13 protein-coding genes are annotated in these 18,975 nt (G+C 75.7%); 5 read left to right on the plus strand and 8 right to left on the minus strand.

Translation table 11 applies throughout. The features are described 5' to 3' along the window. Nucleotides 1-57 precede the first annotated feature (57 nt). Nucleotides 58-639 (minus strand): peptide deformylase, encoded by a 582-nt coding sequence (locus BM093_RS01745; protein WP_093336076.1) that lies wholly within the window; start codon nt 637-639, stop codon nt 58-60. A 170-nt stretch (nt 640-809) separates the two neighbouring features. On the opposite strand from BM093_RS01745, the gene napA reads away from it, so the two are divergent. Then, a complete protein-coding gene (gene napA / locus BM093_RS01750) occupies nt 810-1,124 on the plus strand; it encodes a nucleoid-associated protein NapA (protein WP_093336079.1) in 315 nt (104 codons plus the stop codon). Nucleotides 1,125-1,181: 57 nt separating this feature from the next. Continuing rightward, nucleotides 1,182-1,961, plus strand: a complete 780-nt coding sequence (locus BM093_RS01755) for a LytR C-terminal domain-containing protein (protein WP_093336082.1) — start codon at nt 1,182-1,184, stop codon at nt 1,959-1,961. A 74-nt stretch (nt 1,962-2,035) separates the two neighbouring features. Here the strand turns inward: BM093_RS01755 and BM093_RS01760 are convergent, their stop codons facing one another. The 4 genes from BM093_RS01760 to moeA all read right to left on the minus strand — a co-directional run bounded on the left by BM093_RS01760 (nt 2,036) and on the right by moeA (nt 8,442). Then, nucleotides 2,036-4,462: an AAA family ATPase gene (locus BM093_RS01760; RefSeq protein WP_093336085.1), complete on the minus strand. Its 2,427-nt coding sequence runs from the start codon at nt 4,460-4,462 to the stop codon at nt 2,036-2,038. Nucleotides 4,463-4,912: 450 nt separating this feature from the next. Continuing rightward, the gene (gene pssA / locus BM093_RS01765) at nt 4,913-5,878 is read right to left on the minus strand and encodes a CDP-diacylglycerol--serine O-phosphatidyltransferase (RefSeq protein WP_425439089.1); all 966 of its coding nucleotides are present in this window, start codon (nt 5,876-5,878) and stop codon (nt 4,913-4,915) included. Nucleotides 5,879-5,921: 43 nt separating this feature from the next. Next, nucleotides 5,922-6,632 carry a phosphatidylserine decarboxylase gene (locus BM093_RS01770; protein ID WP_093336090.1) on the minus strand — a complete coding sequence of 237 codons (711 nt, stop codon included), beginning with the start codon at nt 6,630-6,632 and terminating at the stop codon, nt 5,922-5,924. Nucleotides 6,633-7,191: 559 nt separating this feature from the next. Next, on the minus strand, nt 7,192-8,442 hold the full coding sequence (moeA, locus tag BM093_RS01775; protein ID WP_093336093.1) for a molybdopterin molybdotransferase MoeA: 1,251 nt from the start codon (nt 8,440-8,442) through the stop codon (nt 7,192-7,194). A gap of 215 nt (nt 8,443-8,657) precedes the next feature. On the opposite strand from moeA, the gene groL reads away from it, so the two are divergent. Then, a complete protein-coding gene (groL, locus tag BM093_RS01780; protein ID WP_093336096.1) occupies nt 8,658-10,286 on the plus strand; it encodes a chaperonin GroEL in 1,629 nt (542 codons plus the stop codon). Between the two features lie 204 nt (nt 10,287-10,490). Here the strand turns inward: groL and BM093_RS36930 are convergent, their stop codons facing one another. The 3 genes from BM093_RS36930 to BM093_RS01795 all read right to left on the minus strand — a co-directional run bounded on the left by BM093_RS36930 (nt 10,491) and on the right by BM093_RS01795 (nt 12,947). After that, nucleotides 10,491-10,868, minus strand: a complete 378-nt coding sequence (locus tag BM093_RS36930) for a PspC domain-containing protein (protein ID WP_245773230.1) — start codon at nt 10,866-10,868, stop codon at nt 10,491-10,493. Between the two features lie 91 nt (nt 10,869-10,959). Beyond that, nucleotides 10,960-11,166, minus strand: coding sequence for a hypothetical protein (locus tag BM093_RS01790; protein WP_093336098.1), 207 nt, complete (start codon nt 11,164-11,166; stop codon nt 10,960-10,962). A gap of 119 nt (nt 11,167-11,285) precedes the next feature. Next, entirely contained in the window at nt 11,286-12,947 is a 1,662-nt protein-coding gene (locus tag BM093_RS01795; protein WP_093336592.1) for a DNA repair helicase XPB, read from the minus strand. Nucleotides 12,948-13,374: 427 nt separating this feature from the next. Here BM093_RS01795 and BM093_RS37795 point away from each other — a divergent pair, with 427 nt between their 5' ends. Together BM093_RS37795 and BM093_RS01805 are read left to right on the plus strand one after the other, a co-directional pair. Beyond that, entirely contained in the window at nt 13,375-18,456 is a 5,082-nt protein-coding gene (locus BM093_RS37795; protein WP_177238214.1) for a sensor histidine kinase, read from the plus strand. After that, complete coding sequence (locus BM093_RS01805; RefSeq protein WP_093336104.1) at nt 18,453-18,881, plus strand: roadblock/LC7 domain-containing protein; 429 nt, start codon at nt 18,453-18,455, stop codon at nt 18,879-18,881. Before BM093_RS37795 ends, BM093_RS01805 begins: the two co-directional genes overlap by 4 nt. The last annotated feature ends 94 nt before the right edge of the window (nt 18,882-18,975 follow it).

Raw genomic sequence — 18,975 nt, forward strand, 5'->3', positions numbered from 1 at the left:
GGTACGGTTCAGAGCAGCCGCGCCTCATCCCCTCGGTCGAGGGGCCACCCCCGCCGCTCAGTCCCGCGGCACGTCCTCGGCGGCGGTCGTCGCCGGGTCCCACGAGTCCTCCGCGCCGCCCCAGCCGTTGTGCTTGAGCATCTTGCGCGCCGCCCGCTGGTTCCGGCCGATGAGCCGGTCCAGGTAGAGGTGGCCGTCGAGGTGGTCGGTCTCGTGCTGCAGGCAGCGCGCGAAGTACCCCTTGCCCTCGATCTCGACCCGGTTGCCGTCGAGGTCGGTCCCGGTGACCCGGGCCCACTCGGCGCGCCCGGTCGGGAAGTTCTCGCCGGGGACCGACAGGCAGCCCTCCTGGTCGTCGTCCGGGTGCGGCATGACCTCGGGCCGCTCGCTGGTCTCCAGCACCGGGTCGAGCACGTGCCCGCGACGCATGACGCGGGCCTCCTCGTCGGGGCAGTCGTAGACGAACAGCCGCAGGTCGACACCGACCTGGTTCGCGGCGAGGCCGACGCCGTGCGCGGCAGCCATCGTCTCGAACATGTCGGCCACGAGGGTGCGGAGCTCGTCGTCCACCCGCTCGACGGGCCGGGTGGGGCGGTGCAGGACGGGGTCGCCGACCATCCGGATGCGCAGAACCGTCACCCTTGCAGGGTACGGTGCCCGCACCGTTCCTCCTCATCAGGCGCGTCGCACCCGGTTCCTGTCGGTCCGGTGTGGTTCAATCCGAGCCGCGAATGACAGACGTGTCATTCGGGCCGGCAACGCCCCGACCAGGGCCGCCGGTCGAGTTCGTCGGCCGCTCGAGGAGCGTGATGGAGTCCGCTGGGTCCCTGTCGGAACACCGCGGTGCGCACCGGCGCTCCGCCGCCCCCTCGCGCGACCTCGACCGCCGCGAGCGCGAGATCCTCGCGTTCGAGGCCCAGTGGTGGAAGTACGCGGGAGCCAAGGAGCAGGCGATCCGCGAGCTGTTCGACATGTCCGCCACCCGCTACTACCAGGTGCTCAACGCACTGGTCGACAAGCCGGAGGCGTTGGCTGTCGACCCGCTGCTGGTCAAGCGCCTGCGCCGGCTGCGTTCCAGCCGGCAGCGCACCCGCGCCGCCCGCCGCCTGGGCATCGAGCCCTGAGCGAACCGGACGACAGACAGCCGTGATCCGCAGCTCGAGCCTCATCCGGAGGTCACGATGACCGCACCCGCATCCGGCGGACCGTCGCCGCTGAAGATCGCCGGCATCGCCCTGATCGGTGCCGGCGCGGTCGCCGGCATCGTCGGCCTGTCCGGCCTCGCCAACGGTGACGAGAGCTCCCAGGCCGCCCCGCCGCCGGCCTCGGCCGAGCCGAACCCCGGCGGCGAGAACGGTGCCCCGCCCCCCGGTGCGGGCGAGGCACCGCCCGCCCCCGGCGCGGACGGTGCCGCACCGGCTCCGGGCCAGGAGGGCGCTGCTCCCGGAACGCCCGGCGCCCCGGGTGCGCCGGGTTCCCCGGACACCCCCGGCGCACCGGGCACCCCGGGTGCCCCCGGCGCGGACGCCTCCCCGTTCACCCCGGGCGCGCCCGGGACCCCGGGTTCCCCCGGCTACGAGGGAGTGGGCCCGGCCGTACCGGCGCCGCCCCAGGCGGCCGCGCCCGGAGGCTCCGAGGGGGCCGCGGCCGGCGAGGGATCGGCCGACACCGCCGCCCGTCCGGCCGTGCGGATCTACAACAACTCGACGATCCGCGGCCTCGCCGAGAAGGCGGCCGGCCGGTTCCGGACCAGCGGCTGGGACGTGTCCCAGGTGCAGAACTACGCCGAGGGCGTCATCCCGACCTCGACCGTCTACTACCGCGAGGGCACGCCGGAGAAGGCCGCCGCGGAGGAGGTCGGGAAGAAGTTCGGCATGCGCGTGGAGCCCCGGTTCGAGGGCATCCAGGACGCGACCCCCGGCATGATCGTGATCGTCACGCAGGACTTCTCGGCGGCCTGACCCGACCCCGCTCCCCGGCGCGCCGACGGCCCCGGACGGACAGCATCCGTCCGGGGCCGTCGTCCTTCCAGCACTCAGCCGGTGCGGCGCGCCGCGTAGGCCTCCAGCTCGGCGGCCTGCGCCGGGTCCAGCGACGGCCGCACCGTCTCCCGGGCCGTCGTGACGTGCGCGGCCGTCACCTCGCCCGCATCGAGCGACTCCCGCATCGCGGTCAGCGCCGCCTCGCGCAGCAGCGCCGCGCAGTCGGCGGCCGAGTAGCCGTCCAGATCGGACGCGAGCGCGTCGAGGTCGACGTCGTCGGCCAGCGGGACGTCACGCCCGGCCGCACGCAGGATGTCCGCTCGGGCCTCGGCGTCCGGCGGTGGGACGAACACCAGCCGCTCCAGCCGGCCCGGCCGCAGCAACGCCGGGTCGATCAGCTCGGGCCGGTTGGTGGCCCCCACCACGACGACCTCCCGCAGCGGCGTCGCCCCGTCCAGCTCGGTGAGCAGCGCGGCGACCACCCGGTCGGCGACACCGGCGTCGGTCGAGCCGCCGCGGCGCGGGGCGAGCGCGTCCACCTCATCCAGGAAGATCAGCGCGGGCGCGGCCTCGGCCGCCCGCCGGAACAGCTCCCGGACCGCACGCTCGGACTCGCCGACGTACTTGTCGAGCAGCTCGGCGCCCTTCACCGCGAACACGTTGAGGTCCCCGGAACCGGCCAGCGCGCGCAGCAGGAAGGTCTTGCCCCCGCCGGGCGGGCCGTACAGGAGCACGCCGCGGGGCGCGTCCACACCGAGCCGGGCGAACGAGTCCGGGTGGCGCAGCGGCCACAGCACCGCCTCGGTGAGCGACTGCTTGACCTCGGCCATGTCGCCAACGTCGGCGAGCGTGAGGCCCCCGTGGCTCAGCGTGCCGCCACCGGAGAGCGAGATCGGGCGGACCGACCCGACCGCGTCGAGCAGGTCCTGCTGACAGACCTGCTCGGCCCCGGCCTCGCCACCGCGCAACGCGGCGGCGATCGCCGCCTCCCGCCGGACCGCGGCCAGATCGGCCACGACGAAGCCCGGAGTCCGGGCCGCGATCACCCCGAGGTCGACGTCACCGGCCCGCGGGACGCCCGACAGCAGCCGCTCCAGCAGGGCGCGCCGGGTCGCGGTGTCCGGCAGCGGGACGGCGAGCTCACGGTCGACGAGGTCGGGCGCCCGCAGCCGCGGGTCGAGCGCCTCCGGCGCGGCGCTGGTGACCACGAGCGCCGGCCCGCCGGGCGCGGTGGCGGCCCGCAGCTCGTCGAGCACCAGGGTCGCCAGCGGCGGCGGGTTCGACGCCGGGAGGAGCGCGTCGGCGTCGTGGACCAGCAGCACCGCCGGGTCGTCCGGGGTGCAGCGGGCCTCGGCGATCGCGGCCCGGACCCGCTCCGCGGCGGCCGCCGGTTCCACGGCGGCCACCGCCGGTGCGACGAGCTCCACGCAGCGCACCCCGGCGGCCGCGGCCGCGCTGCGCACCAGTGTCGCCTTGCCCGCGCCCTCGGGCCCGGTGACGAGCACCCCGAGCCGGGCGCTCCCGCCGAGGCGGGTCAGGAGCTCGGGACGCCGGAACATCAGCTCGAGCCAGTCGAGGAGCCGTCGGGCCACCGGCTCTCCCGCGGCCAGGTCCTCGAGCGCGGGCGGTGGGTCGGCGGCGGCCTCCCCCGACCCCGGTCCCGTCCCCGGCGCACACTGCTCCGCACCGCGGACCGCATCCGGCGCCGTCCCGGGTCCCGGGAGGCCTCCGCCGTCCCCGGCCGGGCCGGCGGCGCCTGCACCGGGGCTGCCGACGAATCCGGCCGGGCCGCGACCGGCCGGCGAACCGGGCCGGTGGGTCCCACCGGCCCCGTCCGGCGCCCCGGCACCGCCGCCCGGTGCAGCCCCGGAACCGGCCCGCGCCGGCACGGGGGCCACCGTCCCGGTGTCGGTGCCGCCCTCCCAGCCGACCACTGTGGACGGCTGCACGACCACGGGCCCGCCATCCGGGGCCGCGACGGCGACGGTCAGCAGCTCCGAGGTCCACGCCCCGCCCACCGCGGCGGCCAGTGCGCGGCGCACCGAACCGACGTCCGAGCCGGGCGGCGGCTCGATGTCCTGGGGGAGCAGCGACACGGCGTCGCCGCGGACGAGGACCTTGCCCATCAGCGCCAGCCGCAGTGTCTCCGGGCTGACCGTGACGGTCGCCAGCCGGGACCCCAGGAGCCGGACCTCCCGGGCCGCGGACACGGACGCCGGCGCGACGACGACCGTCGCCCCGTCGGTCAGCCCGGCGTTGGACAGGGTCACGTCGTCGAGCCGGGCCTGCCCGTGCGGGGTCGTACCGTCGCCGGCGACCGCGAGCGCCGCCGTCACCCGGGCCCCGGTGAGCGTGACCGCGTCCCAGGAACGCAGGCCGAGCCCGGCGAGCACCTCGGGATGCAACCGGATCACCCCGCGCCGGGCGTCGGAGGCCGCCGGGGCCAGGCGGGCGAGCAGGGTCAGCGAGGGATCTCCCACGGCGCCACGCTATCCGGGCCGCGCCCCGGGGCCCTCCCCGCGTCCCGGCGCAGACGCTCACCGGATCCGGCGACGCTCACCCGATCCGGGCAACGCTCACCCGATCCCGCGAGCGTTCCCCGGTTCCGCGAGCGTTCTCGGGCTCCGCGAGCGTTCCCGGACTCGGCAAGCATCAGTGACGGCACAGGCCCCACCGCCGGCCCGAGCCATGGGCACGGGACCCACCCCCGGGCCGTGTGCCCCGGCACCTCCTCCCCGCGGCCGGCGCAGACGCTCACCGAATCCGGCGACGCTCACCGGACCCGGCAACGCTCACCCGATCCCGTGAGCGTTCCCCGGTTCCGCGAGCGTTTCCGGGCTCGGTGAGCGTCTGCGCCGGGTCCGGCGAGCTCTCGGGGCTCGGTGAGCGTCAGCGGCGGGTCCGGCGAGCGTTCGCGGGCTCGGCGAGCGTCAGCGGCGGCGCAGGCCCAACCGCCGGCCCGAGCCGCGGGGGGCGGGGGCGACTCCCGGGCCGCGCACGGCCCGCCCGTTGGCGGCGTTCTCCCGCCGGGCGGCACCCTCGGGGTCCAGCCGCCGACGCACCCCGCGCGCCATGGCACCGGCCCGGCCGGCGACCCGGCGGCGCAGCGGCGGGCGCAGACCCAGCCGCCGGGCCGAGCGGGCGGCCCGGGCGACGGCACGGCGCTGCCGTCCCGGGACGTCCCACGCCTCGGGGTGGCGCGCCAGCCAGCGGTAGCGGTAGGCGGTGTAGGGCAGCAGCAGCAGGTACCCGACCGCGGCGATCGTGACGCCCAGGAACGGCACCGTCAGGAGCACCGCGACGATCACCGCGACCCCCACCAGCAGCGGGGCGATCGCGCGTTGCGGCACCCGGACCGTCTTCAGCGACACGGTCGGGACCCGGCTCACCATCAGCCCGGCGGTGAACAGTGCCCAGACCCCGACGAGCGGGTCGGCCGACCACCAGCCCTCGCCGAAGTGCAGCCACAGGTACAGCGGGATGCCGGCGGTCATCGCGGCGGCGGGGGCCGGGACGCCGACGAAGAACTCGCGGGCGAACGGCGGCGCGCTGTCGTCGTCGATCAGGGTGTTGAACCGGGCCAGCCGCAGCGCCATGCACACCGCGAAGACGAGCGCGACGATCCAGCCGGCCCGGGTGTCCTCGAACGCCCAGATGTAGATCACCAGTGCCGGCGCGACCCCGAACGACACCAGGTCGGCCAGCGAGTCCAGCTCGGCACCGATCCGGCTGGAGGCGTCCAGCAGCCGGGCCAGGCCGCCGTCGAGGGCGTCGCACAGCGCGGCCGCGAGGACCGCGCCGATCGCGAGGTCGAAGCGCCCCTGCAGGGCGAAGTAGACGGCCGAGAGCCCGGCGCACAGGTTGAGGACGGTGACCGCGTTGGGCAGCAGCCGCACACCGGCGGGATACCCGTTGGCCGGACGGCCGATCCCCATCCCGTCAGGCCCCCGCCCGCACCGGGGCGACGCCGAGCACCGTCTCCGCACCGACCGTGCGCTGCCCGGGCCGGACCAGCGCCTCGGTACCGGGGGGCAGGTAGGTGTCGACACGGGACCCGAAACGGATCAGCCCGAACCGCTCACCCGCGGCGACCTCGTCTCCGCCGGCCAGCGGGCACACGATCCGGCGGGCCAGCAGCCCGGCGATCTGCACCACGCCGACGCGCACGCCGTCCGGGCGGACGAAGGTGAGCGCGTTGCGTTCGTTGTCCTCGCTGGCCTTGTCGAGATCGGCCGACAGAAACGTCCCGGGCAGGTAGCGCACGGCGGCGACCCGGCCGTCCACCGGCACCCACTGGACGTGCACGTCGAGCACCGTGAGGAACACCGAGACGCGGGTGTGCGGCTCACGCGGCAGGTCCAGCTCGGCAGGCGGGACGGCCTCGGTGACGCTCGCGACCGTGCCGTCGGCCGGGGCCAGGACGGCATCGGTACGCAGCGGCGGGGTCCGCGTCGGGTCCCGGAAGAACAGTGCCGTGGCCGCGGTGGCCAGCAGGCCGGGCAGCGTGCCGCGGCCGCTGACGGCGCGGAGCCCGGCCGCGGCGAGCGCGACTCCGGCCACGATCGGCCGCCCTCCCGGGTGCATGGGCGGGATCGCGTCCCGGACCAGACGGGCGATGTGGGTCGGCGAGGTCCCGGTTCCTTGGGCCATGACGGGTCGTGGACTCCTGATGCTCCGGTTGGGGAACGCCACGCTACGCGGGGACCCGGCCCGCACCACCGGCGGGACGACCGGGACACGCCGGTGAACACCTCGTTCGCGGATCCGGCGGCAGGGCCTGGCACGATCACCGCCTCACGCCGAGGCGGATCGGCGGCCGGGGAGAGCACGACCCCACCCACGCAAAGGGCCGGGGCCGTCGTCCCCCGAGACGACGACCCCGGCCGTGGAACCGCTCGTCCGCTCCCCAGCGACGGGCGGTGGGTCCTGTGCTGCGAAGGGTCTACCCCCTCGCGAACTGAAGTATTCCTCCCCGGCGTCCGGCAGTCCAGATCACAACGGATGTCGACCGTGATCTACCTCGTTCGGCCGAACGCGCACCGGGATAGACGTCGCGCGGGGTGAGTTCGTTGCCCCCATTGCCTATGAAACAGGTCACACTTTCGGCCCAGCCGGGCGCCGTGCGAGTGATAACACTGTCGCGCAACGCTTCCGGCGCGGAGACCGGGTGGCACCGCTCACCGCAGCAGGACGTCGTCCCGCACCCGGCTCAGGTGTCCAGCAACCAGACGGCGACCGGCTCGCCGTCGGCCACCGACGTGGTCGCCGCGGGGAGGTCGATCAGGCAGTCGGCCCGGGCCAGCGCCGCGATCAGGTGCGATCCGGCGGTGCCGACCTCGGCCACCGTCCCGGTGGTCGCGTCGAGCACACCCCGGCGGAACTGGCGCTTCCCGGCCGGCGACGACAGCTCGCCCGCCAGCCGGGCGGAGACGACCGGACGCGCCGGCGCCGGGTGGCCCATGGCGGCACGCAGTGCCGGGCGGACGAACGCCTCGAACGACACCAGCGAGCTGACCGGGTTGCCCGGCAGCGTCGCCACCGCCACGCTCGTCCCGCCCAGGTCGAGCCGCCCGCAGCCCTGCGGCCCGCCCGGTTGCATCGCGACCTTGCCGAACTCGACGCCGTGCCCGGTCATCGCGTCCTTGACGACCTCGTAGGCGCCGGCACTGACGCCGCCGGAGGTCAGCACGAGGTCGGGACGGTCGGGGCCGGTTCCGGAGGCGCGGTCGGCGAGCACCGCCCGGAACCGCTCGACGTCGTCGGGCACGAAGGAGAGCAGCTCCGCGGTCGCCCCCGCCTCGCGGACGGCGACGGCCAGCATCGTCCCGTTCGACTCGTAGATCTGGCCGGGCTGTAGTGGCTCGCCGGGCGCGACGAGCTCGGAGCCGGTCGAGAGCACCAGGACGTGCGGGCGGCGGCGAACCGGCAGCACCGGGCGTCCCACCGCGGCCGCCAGGCCGATCTGCGGGGCACCCAGGACCGTCCCCGCGGTGAGCAGCACGGCACCGGCCGTCGTGTCCTCCCCGGCCCGGCGCACGAAGGCACCCGGCTCCGGCGCCGCGGTGATCCGGACCCGCTCGGTGCCGGCGTCGGTCCGCTCGACCGGGACGATCGCGTCGGCCCCCTCGGGGACCGGGGCGCCGGTCATGATCCGCGCCACGGTGCCCGGCTCCAGCGCGGGCACGTCGGTGCGGCCGGCCGGCAGGTCCGCGGCCACCGGGAGCTCCACCGGCGCCGACTCCGAGGCACCGGCGAGCTCGGCGGCGCGGACCGCGTAACCGTCCATGGCCGAGTTGTCGAACGGCGGCAGCGCCACCCCGGCGCTCAGGTCCTCGGCCAGCACCCGCCCGCTCGCGTCGGCCAGGGGTACGGTCTCGGTACCGGTCGGCCCCAGGAGCGCGGCCACCGCCGCGGCATGCTGCTCGACGGTGCGCGGACCGGCCTCCGACCAGGTACTCATGCCACCATCCTGCCCGGGCGCCGTCGCCGTCCGGCCCCTGCCCCACCAGCTTGCACTCGATACGGGCGAGTGCTAGAAACGGGCTCAGCATCCACTGGCACTCGTGTCCGTGGAGTGCCAGGTCGGGTCGGTGAGGTCGGCGCAGGGTAGCCGACCGTCCGTCGCGGGCACCGCATCCGATCTCTCGACTCACCTCTATCGGAGGGCAACACCCCATGGCGAAGCAGATCGCGTTCGACGAGGAGGCCCGCCGCGGCCTGGAGCGGGGCATGAACACCCTCGCCGACGCCGTCAAGGTGACGCTGGGCCCGCGTGGCCGCAACGTCGTGCTGGAGAAGAAGTGGGGCGCGCCGACCATCACCAACGACGGCGTGTCGATCGCCAAGGAGATCGAGCTCGAGGACTCCTGGGAGAAGATCGGCGCCGAGCTGGTGAAGGAGGTCGCCAAGAAGACCGACGACATCGCCGGTGACGGCACCACCACCGCCACCGTGCTGGCCCAGGCGCTGGTCCGTGAGGGCCTGCGCAACGTGGCCGCCGGCGCGAACCCGATGTCGCTCAAGCGGGGCATCGAGAAGGCCACCGAGGCCGTCTCCCAGGCGCTGCTGAAGAGCGCCAAGGAGGTCGAGACCAAGGAGCAGATCGCGGCCACCGCGTCGATCTCCGCCGCCGACAAGCAGATCGGCGAGCTCATCGCCGAGTCGATGGACAAGGTCGGCAAGGAAGGCGTCATCACCGTCGAGGAGTCGCAGACCTTCGGGCTCGAGCTCGAGCTCACCGAGGGCATGCGCTTCGACAAGGGCTACATCTCGCCGTACTTCGTCACCGACGCCGAGCGGATGGAGGTCGAGCTCGAGGACCCGTACGTCCTGCTCGTCTCCTCCAAGATCTCGACCGTCAAGGACCTGCTCCCGCTGCTGGAGAAGGTCATGCAGTCGGGCAAGCCGCTCGCGATCATCTCGGAGGACGTCGAGGGCGAGGCGCTGGCCACCCTGGTCGTCAACAAGATCCGTGGCACCTTCAAGTCCGTCGCCATCAAGGCCCCGGGCTTCGGTGACCGCCGCGAGGCGATGCTCGCCGACATGGCGATCCTGACCGGCGGCGAGGTGATCTCGGAGAAGGTCGGCCTCAAGCTGGAGAACGCCGACATGTCCCTGCTGGGCACCGCCCGCAAGGTCGTGGTGACCAAGGACGAGACCACCATCGTCGACGGCGCCGGGGACAACGAGCAGATCGCCGGCCGGGTCAACCAGATCCGCGCCGAGATCGAGCGCACCGACTCCGACTACGACCGCGAGAAGCTCCAGGAGCGCCTCGCCAAGCTGGCCGGCGGCGTCGCCGTCATCAAGGCCGGCGCGGCCACCGAGGTCGAGCTCAAGGAGCGCAAGCACCGCATCGAGGACGCCGTCCGCAACGCGAAGGCGGCCGTCGAGGAGGGCATCGTCGCCGGCGGCGGCGTCGCCCTGATCCAGGCCGGTGCGGGCCTGTTCGAGGGCCTCGGCCTGGACGGTGACGAGGCCACCGGCGCGAACATCGTCAAGGTCGCGCTGGAGGCCCCGCTCAAGCAGATCGCCATCAACGCCGGCCTCGAGGGCGGCGTCGTGGCGGAGAAGGTCCGCAACCTGCCCACCGGTGAGGGCCTCGACGCCGCCACCGGCGAGTACAAGGACCTGGTCGCCGCGGGCATCATCGACCCGGCCAAGGTGACCCGCTCGGCGCTGCAGAACGCGGCCTCGATCGCGGCCCTGTTCCTCACCACCGAGGCGGTCATCGCCGACAAGCCGGAGAAGGGCGGCGGCGCCCCCGCCGACCCGACCGGCGGCATGGGCGGCATGGACTTCTGATCTCCTGATCAGGGGTCGGCTCCCAGCCACCCAGCACCACCCGCGGGGGCGGTACCGGTTCGCCGGTGCCGCCCCCGCGGCATGTCCGCACCGCGCACCGCACCGGGTGACCACGGGTGCGCGCCGCCACTCCCCCTCGTGAGTGGCGGTGCGCCCGCGGCCGGTCCGCCGGTGGGCGCGGCCGGGCCCGCCGTCACCCGGCCGTCACTCGGCCGGGGCGACCAGCCAGGCGGCCAGGTAGACCAGGGCGGCGGCGCCGCCGGTGACCAGGGTGAGCACCAGCACGATCACCCGGAGCAGGGCCACGTCGGCCCCGAGGTCCCGGGCCAGCCCGCCGCACACCCCGCCGAGCATCTTGTCGGTGGTGCTGCGCCGCATCCGGTACGCGGCGAGCCGATCGCCCAGCCCGGCGGCCGCGCCCCCCGCGGAACCGGACGTCCCCGGACTGCCGGCCGCCTCGGGCGCACCGGTGGTTCCGCCGGCCCCCACGGCGTCCTGGGCGGTGGGGTCGTACGCGCCGGCGGCGCCCGCGGCCGGACCGGTGGAAGAGGAAGTGGTGGTGTTCTGCGCTGCGATGTCCATGCATCAACAGTGGCGCCCGAACCACCCGGGAACCTCGGGATCGGCCCGGAGAGCGACCCCGAACCCGCCCGGGGCCGGGGTCAGGGGTCGATCACGGCCGGCGCGGTCGGCGCACCGGGGGTTCCCCGGTGTCCTGGCCCTGTTGGGCCCCCGGCTCGGAGTCACCGTCCGCCCGGGCCTGCCGGCCTGGGACCTGCCGGTCCCGCATCCGCACCACCCGGCCCAGGACGAGGGCCACGGCCAGGCCGAGCAGCACCCACACGACCACGGCGACGAGGACCCACGCGGCGGTCGTCATGCGTCCCTCCCCGGGCGGCGTCAACGGCGTCCAGTGTGCCCGCCGAACCGGTGCCGTGCGGGGCCGGAGCCCGGATCAGGTGACCGGCACACCGGCCGGCCGCCGGCGGGCCCGGCCGCTCACCCGGCGTCGGGCAGCGCCGGGCCGAGCAGGTCGTCGGCGTCGACGATCCGGTAGGCGTAGCCCTGCTCGGCGAGGAACCGCTGCCGGTGCGCCGCGTAGTCGGTGTCGACGGTGTCGCGCGAGACGACCGAGTAGAAGTGCGCCTGCCGCCCGTCGGACTTGGGCCGCAGCAGCCGCCCGAGCCGCTGGGCCTCCTCCTGGCGGGACCCGAACGTGCCGCTGACCTGCACCGCGACCGTCGCCTCGGGCAGGTCGACGGAGAAGTTCGCGACCTTCGACACGACCAGCCGGTCGATCTCGCCGTTGCGGAAGGCCTCGAACAGCTTCTCCCGCTCCTTGTTGCGGGTGGAGCCCTGCACGACCGGGGCGTCGAGCTTCTCCCCCAGCTCCTCGAGCTGCTCCAGGTAGGCGCCGATCACCAGGGTCTGCTCACCCGCGTGCCGGTCCAGGATCGCGCGGACCACGTTCAGCTTGGTGCGGGCCGTCGCCGCCGCCCGGTAGCGCTCCTCGGACTCCGCCGTCGCGTAGGTCATCCGCTCGCCGTCGGTCAGGGTCACCCGGACCTCGACGCACTCGGCCGGTGCGATCCAGCCCTGGGCCTCGATGTCGCGCCACGGGGCGTCGAAGCGCTTCGGGCCGATCAGCGAGAACACGTCGCCCTCGCGGCCGTCCTCGCGGACCAGGGTCGCGGTCAGGCCGAGCCGGCGCCGGGACTGCAGGTCCGCGGTCATCCGGAACACCGGCGCGGGCAGCAGGTGGACCTCGTCGTAGATGACCAGGCCCCAGTCCCGGGAGTCGAACAGCTCCAGGTGCTTGTACTCGCCCTTGGTCCGGCGGGTGACGACCTGGTAGGTCGCGATCGTGACCGGGCGGATCTCCTTGCGCTCGCCCGAGTACTCGCCGATCTCGTCCTCGGTCAGCGACGTGCGGGCGATCAGCTCGCGCTTCCACTGGTGCGCGGAGACGGTGTTGGTCACCAGGATCAGCGTGGTGGCCCCGGCGCGGGCCATCGCGGCGGCGCCGACGAGCGTCTTCCCGGCGCCGCAGGGCAGCACGACGACGCCCGAACCGCCCTCCCAGAACCCGTCGACGGCCTGCTGCTGGTAGTCCCGCAGCGACCAGCCGTCCTGCTCGAGCTCGATCGGGTGCGCCTCGCCGTCGACGTAGCCGGCGAGATCCTCGGCCGGCCAGCCGACCTTGAGCAGTGCCTGCTTGAGCCTTCCGCGCTCGGACGGGTGGACGATGACGGTGTCGTCGTCGATCCGCGCCCCGAGCATGGGCGTGATCTTCTTCTGCCGCAGGACCTCCTCGAGCACCGCGCGGTCCACCGCGGTGAGCACGAGCCCGTGCGCGGGATGGTTGGACAGCTGCAGCCGTCCGTAGCGGCCCATGGTGTCGACGACGTCGACGAGCAGGGGCTGCGGCACGGGATAGCGGGACCAGCGCACGAGCGCGTCGACGACCTGCTCCGCGTCGTGCCCCGCGGCACGCGCGTTCCACAGCGCCAGCGGCGTCACCCGGTAGGTGTGGACGTGCTCGGGCGCGCGCTCGAGCTCGGCGAACGGGGCGATCCCGGCGCGCGCCTGCGCGGCGTCGGGATGGTCGACCTCCAGCAGAAGGGTCTTGTCGGATTGCACGATCAGAGGACCGTCGGTCACGGAACGAATCCCTTCGACGCCGGTGAGCTGTGCCGGACGGGTCCGCCGGACGATGGACGGAGACGAGCGGTCGAGGTGCGTCACGTCACGTGACTGCGACGTGAGGGCCGCTACGCCACTCGGGACATGCCCGTTCCGGGGGCTAGACTCCTGAGCCGTCCGTCACGCACAGACGGGACCCAGCACGATCATATCCGCCCGGCTCCCCCGGGATGCGGCAACCGTCGCCCCGTGTCGGCGCGGAGTGGTCGAACGGGTCCGTCGTGACCCCGAAAGGCGCACCGGACCAGCTGATGCTCCCCCTCCTCGACGCCACACGGCCGGGCCGACCGCCCGCCGCCCGCCGGGAACACCCGGGAGCGACCGTGCCTGCTGGGCCCGCCGTGCCGCCCGTGCCCGGACCGGAGACCGACAGGGAGACCTCGCCGTGACCACCGTGACCAGCACGGAACGCCCGAGCACCCTCTCGGAGCGACTCGACCCGCGGAACTGGAGCCTGGTCGCCAAGCTGGCGGTCGTCGGTCTCGTGCCGACGGTCCTTGCCCTGAGCATCGGCGCCCTGCGGGTCGTCGACCAGGCCAACGTCGCCGAGGAGCTCGGGCGGGGCAGCAGCCTCGTCGACGTCCACCGCCAGATCGGGGCGTTGACCGGCGCGCTGCAGGCCGAGCGGAACGCCACCGTCACCTTCGTCGGGGGCAACCGCTCCGGCGACCGGGCGGCCGTCGACCGCGCGCAGGCGGAGACCGACACCGCGCTGCGGGACACCACCGCGCAGCTCGACGCGGCCGAGGAGCAGGCGCCGGAGCTCGCGAACGCCCGCCGGCAGGCGGAGACGACGCTGGGTGAGCTGCCGGCGATCCGGGCGCAGTCCGACGGCCCGGCCCCGGTCACGGACGTGACCTCCCGCTACACCACCGTCGTCGAGCGCACGCTCGGCCTGGACCGTGCGCTGGTCGGGCGGCTGCAGACCGCCGACACCGCGGGTCTGACCTCCGCGCTCGGGGCCGGCGCCAACGCCCAGGAGGCGCTCGAGCTCCAGCGCACCGTGCTCAACGGGGCGATCGCCGCCGGTCGGCTGGACGAGGCCCAGCGCGCGCAGGTGACCGGCGCCGAGGCGGCCTTCCAGGCCGCTGCGGGCGACTTCCGGTCGTCACTGACCCCGGAGCAGACCGAGGCCTTCGGCGACCTCGCCGCCCCGGCGGCGGACGCCGAGCGCAACGCCCTGCGGGACCAGGCGCTGGCCGCGGGCGGCGGGGCGCCACCGGTCGACCCGGCGGCTTGGAACGGCGCCGTCGACCGCTCGGCGCAGGCCGTGGAGCAGTCGACGCAGGCCGCCGAGCAGGCGTTCACCGACGGCCGGGCCGCGGCCGCCGAGGAGGCGGGCAACACCGCGGGCCTGAACTCGGTGCTGCTGATGCTGACGCTGCTGCTCACCGGCGGCATCATCCTGCTGCTGGGCCGGCAGATGGTCCGCTCGCTGCGCCTGCTGCGCAGCTCGGCGCTGGAGGTCGCGGAGCGCAAGCTGCCCGCGGCCGTGCAGTCGATGCGGTCCGGTGAGGCGCCCAACGCGCTGGTCGAACCGGTGCCGCTGGACAGCCGCGACGAGATCGGCGAGGTGGCCCGGGCGTTCGACGCCGTGCACGGCCAGGCGATCCGCCTGGCGGCCGACCAGGCCGCGCTGCAGCAGAACGTCAACAGCATGTTCGTCAACCTCTCCCGGCGCTCCCAGGCCCTGGTCGAGCGCCAGCTGCAGCTGATCGAGCAGCTGGAGAGCAACGAGCAGGACCCGGACCAGCTGTCCAACCTGTTCCAGCTGGACCACCTCGCGACCCGTATGCGGCGCAACAGCGAGAACCTGCTGGTCCTCGCCGGTACCGACCTCGCCAAGCGGAACGTGGCGCCGGTGCAGGTCGTCGACGTGCTCCGGGCCGCGGTGTCCGAGGTCGAGCAGTACCAGCGGGTGGTCGTGCAGACCCCGCCGACGGCGACGATCGCCGGCCGGGCCGCGAACGACCTCGTCCACCTGCTGGCCGAGCTGCTGGACAACGCGACCAACTTCTCGCCGCCGGACTCGCAGGTCGTCATGTCGACGACCCGGACCGCCGACGAGTCGCTGCTCATCGAGATCTCCGACCGCGGTGTCGGCATGACCGACACCGAGCTGGTCGACGCCAACCAGCGGCTCGCCGGCCCGGCCGAGGTCGACGTGTCCGCATCGCGGCGCATGGGCCTGTTCGTGGTCGGCCGACTGGCCGCCCGGCACCGGGTCGGCGTCCGGCTGGCGTCCGCGGTGGGTGGCGGCGGCACCGGCGGGCTGAACGCCTCGGTGACCGTTCCCGTGGAGCTCGTCCCGTCCGCCCAGCTGCCCGAGCAGCGCCGCGACGGCGGCGGTCCCGCCGGTCCGCCCCGGGGCCAGGCCGGGCTCCCGCAGCGCCGGCCCGGCGCCCCGAGCGGTCCGGCCGGCCCCGAGGCGCCCGCGGCGGCGCACGGCGGTGCACCCGCCCCGGCAGCGACGAACGGCGCCGACCGCAGCTCGCTGCCGTCGCTGGTGGCCGGCTCCGACGGCCCGCTGACGCCCACGTTCGAGACCGGCACGACCGTCACCGGTGGTGCGCGCAACGGTTCCTCGGCGGCACTGCCGACCCGCAAGCCCGGCTCGTCGCTCCGCCGGAACGCCGCCGGCGATGCGCCGGACGGACAGGAAGCGTCGGCGAACGGAGTCGCCCCGCACGGCCTGCAGGCGTTCGCGCCGTCCCGCGACGGGGAGACCCCGGACGGCCGTACCCCGGCCGACGTCTTCACCCCGCCGGAGGAGAGCGGCTCGGCCGCGGCCGGCACCGGGAGCGGACCGGCCGACACCGGCACCGACGCCCCGGCCGCCGGCGGCCCGCCGGAGGGGCCGGACGCGTTCCGGGCCCCGCCCGGGTCGTCCGCTCCCGCGGGCGACGGCTCCGACGAGCCCGCCGCCGAGGACACCGACACCGGTCCCGCGACCGACCCCCGCTCCGGGACCGCCGGCGCCGGAGCCGCTGCCGCGCTGGGGCTCGCCGGCGCAGCCGCGGCCGGAGCGGCCGCCGCCGCGTCCACCGACCCCGGGACGGCCCCGGAGGCCGGTACCGGACGCCAGGCCCCGCCCGCCGACCGCGAGCTGGACGACACCGTCGTCATCGATGCCGCGGTCGACGACACCACGGCGGACCGCGACACCACGGCAGGCGGAGACACGGCAGCCGGCGACACAGCAGGCGGTGACACGGCAGGCGGCGACACGGCAGGCGGGCCCGGCGCGGGCCGTGCCGACCGGGAGTCCGGCACGGACCCGGCTGCCCGGTCCCGGACCGACGCGGACGCCGCCGCCGACACCGACGCCCCCGGGGCTCCGCGGCGGTCGTTCGCCGATGCGCGGACCCCGGACTCCGCTACGACCAACGGGTCCGCCGCAGGCACCCGGGCCGGAGCAGGCTCCGGGACCGGGGCCGTGCCGGCCGCCGGGTCCGGTCGGTCGACCGCGTTCGGCGCCGGCATCGAGACCGCTGCGGCCGGCGACGCCGCCGGGACCACCGCCGCCCCCGAGACCGCCGAGACCGCCGCGAGCGCCGGTAGCGCGCCGGCCGACGCCGGGACGACCGGTGCCGTGTCGACCGGTGCGACGCCGGACGATCACCCGGGCACGGGCACGGGCTCGGGCTCGAGCGAGGCCCCCGACCGCCCCGCCACCGCCGGGGACCGCCCCGGTGCAGGCACCCCGGACAGCTCCGCGACCGGGACCGCAGCACCCACCGGGACGACCGCGGACGAGGCCGGTACCACGACGAGCGGCGCCGGCACGGCCGCGGCCGCGGGGGCGGCCGCCCTCGCCGGAGCCGCCGCGGCCGGTGCCGTCACGAGCCGGGGCGACACGGAGCAGACCCCGGCCACCCGCACCGGCACGGACGCGACCGGCACCTCGTCGACCAGCACGCCCTCGACCGGCGTGTCCTCGACCGGCACCGCCGCGAGCGACACAACCGGCACCGACACGGCTCGTACCGACACAACCGGTGCCGGCACAACCGGCGCCCAGACCGCCGGTGCCGACGCGGACCGGGGCGGCGCTGCGGCGACCTCGGCCACCCGGCCCGGCACGACCCGGACCGATGGTGCGGAGCAGCCCACCGGGGCCGGGAGCGCCGAGCCGGCCGGGGCGAACGGGGAAGCCGGTGCCACCGGAGAGACCGGTGGGATCAGCACCGTCGGGGCGGGCGCCGACCGCACCAGCCACACCGGCACCGGCCACACAGCCACCGGCACCGGCCGCGAGACCGCGCCCGAGGCCGGCACCGCAGCCGAGCCCCGCACCGCGGCCGAGACCGGCGACCGGCTCGGCACGACCGCCCCGGACACACCGCGCGACGGCACGGACGGCGACACCGACGACACGGCGACCGCCGCCTTCCCCACGGTCCGGCCCACCGGCCGCGAGCCGATGGGCGGGCCGCCGGCGTCGCGCACGAACGGCGGCCGGCCGAGCCCCGGCCGGCGTCCGGTGATGCCGGGCGGCCGCGGACCGGTGCGCGGGCCGTCCACGCCCGCGGACGACCGCCCGGACACCGACCACCGGGACACCCAGCGCCGGACCACCGAGCGCCGGGACACCGACCGCCCGGACTCCGGCCTGCCCCGGCGGATCCCCGGCGGGCAGGCGCCGGCCGCCCCGCAGGCACCCGGCACACAGGCACCCGGCACGCAGGCACCCGGCACGCAGGCACCCGGCCCGAACGGGACCCCGGTCCCGACCGGCGGACCGGCTCCGCTGCCCAAGCGGCAGGTGCCGCCCCGCGGGGCCGCGGGCGGTCCCGCCCGGGCCGGTGTCCCCGGCGCCGGTGCGCCCGGTAACCAGGGCCAGGACGAGCTGTTCGCCCCGAAGGTCCCGGTCGAGGGGGACCGCGGTCAGCTGCGCCGCCCCGGTGGGGTGGAGTCGGCCCGCGGCAACCCCGAGTTCGACATGGGCCAGACGACGCCGATCTTCGACGACATCGCGTCGGCCTGGTTCCGGTCGAACCGCTCGGTGCCGGTCCGCTGGCAGGACGGCGGACCCGCCCAGGCCGGGGCCCCGGCCGGGCAGGCGGCCTCGCCGACCGGCTCCGCGGTGGCGACCGGCACCGGGCAGGACCAGGACTTCACCTCGCCCGCCGACGACGTGTGGCGGCAGGCCCGCGAGGCCGTCGGCGAGGAGGCCGGTGGCGACCGTCCGGACGAGTTGACATCGGCCGGACTGCCCAAGCGGCGCCCGCGGGCGCGGCTGCTCCCGGGCAGTGCGGCAGGATCCACCGTGCTCAGCCCGTCGCCGTCCGGGGAGCCACGCGACGCCGAGACCGTGCGCGGCCGGCTCGCCAGCTACCAGCAGGGCGTGCGGCAGGGCCGGGAGAGCGCCGCCGGCAGGCAGCGCACCTCCCGTACCACCGCGGACGGCGTCCCCGAGCCGTCCGCCGACCGTTCGAACCAGTCCGACCCGGAGGAGAACCAGTGAGGGCACCGCAGGCACAGCCGAGCCAGAGCCGTTTCGGCTGGCTGGTCACCAACTTCGCCGAGCGCGTCCCGGGCGTCGCGCACGCGATCGTGGTGTCGGCCGACGGGTTGCTGCTGACCTCGTCGGACCGCCTCCCGCGGGACCGCGCCGACCAGCTGGCCGCGGTCGCGTCCGGCCTCGTCAGCCTGACCCAGGGCGCGGCACGCTGCTTCGACGCCGGCGGCGTGGTCCAGACCGTCGTCGAGATGGACCGTGGGATCGTGCTGCTGATGTCCATCAGCGACGGGTCCTGCCTGGCCGTGCTCGCCTCGCCGAGCTGCGACATCGGCCTGGTCGGTTACGAGATGACGCTGCTCGTCGACCGGGTCGGCCAGCTGCTCACCCCCGAGCTGCGCGCCGAGCTCCAGGGCTCGTTCGGGCCCTGATCCGGGCGTGCGGAACACCACCGGCGGCGAACACACCGCGCCGGTTGCCGCAGCCGATACCGTCATGCACCCCATCCGAGGATCGACCAGAGCG

Origin of the sequence: Pseudonocardia ammonioxydans (assembly GCF_900115005.1) — a bacterium.
GTDB lineage: Bacteria > Actinomycetota > Actinomycetes > Mycobacteriales > Pseudonocardiaceae > Pseudonocardia > Pseudonocardia ammonioxydans.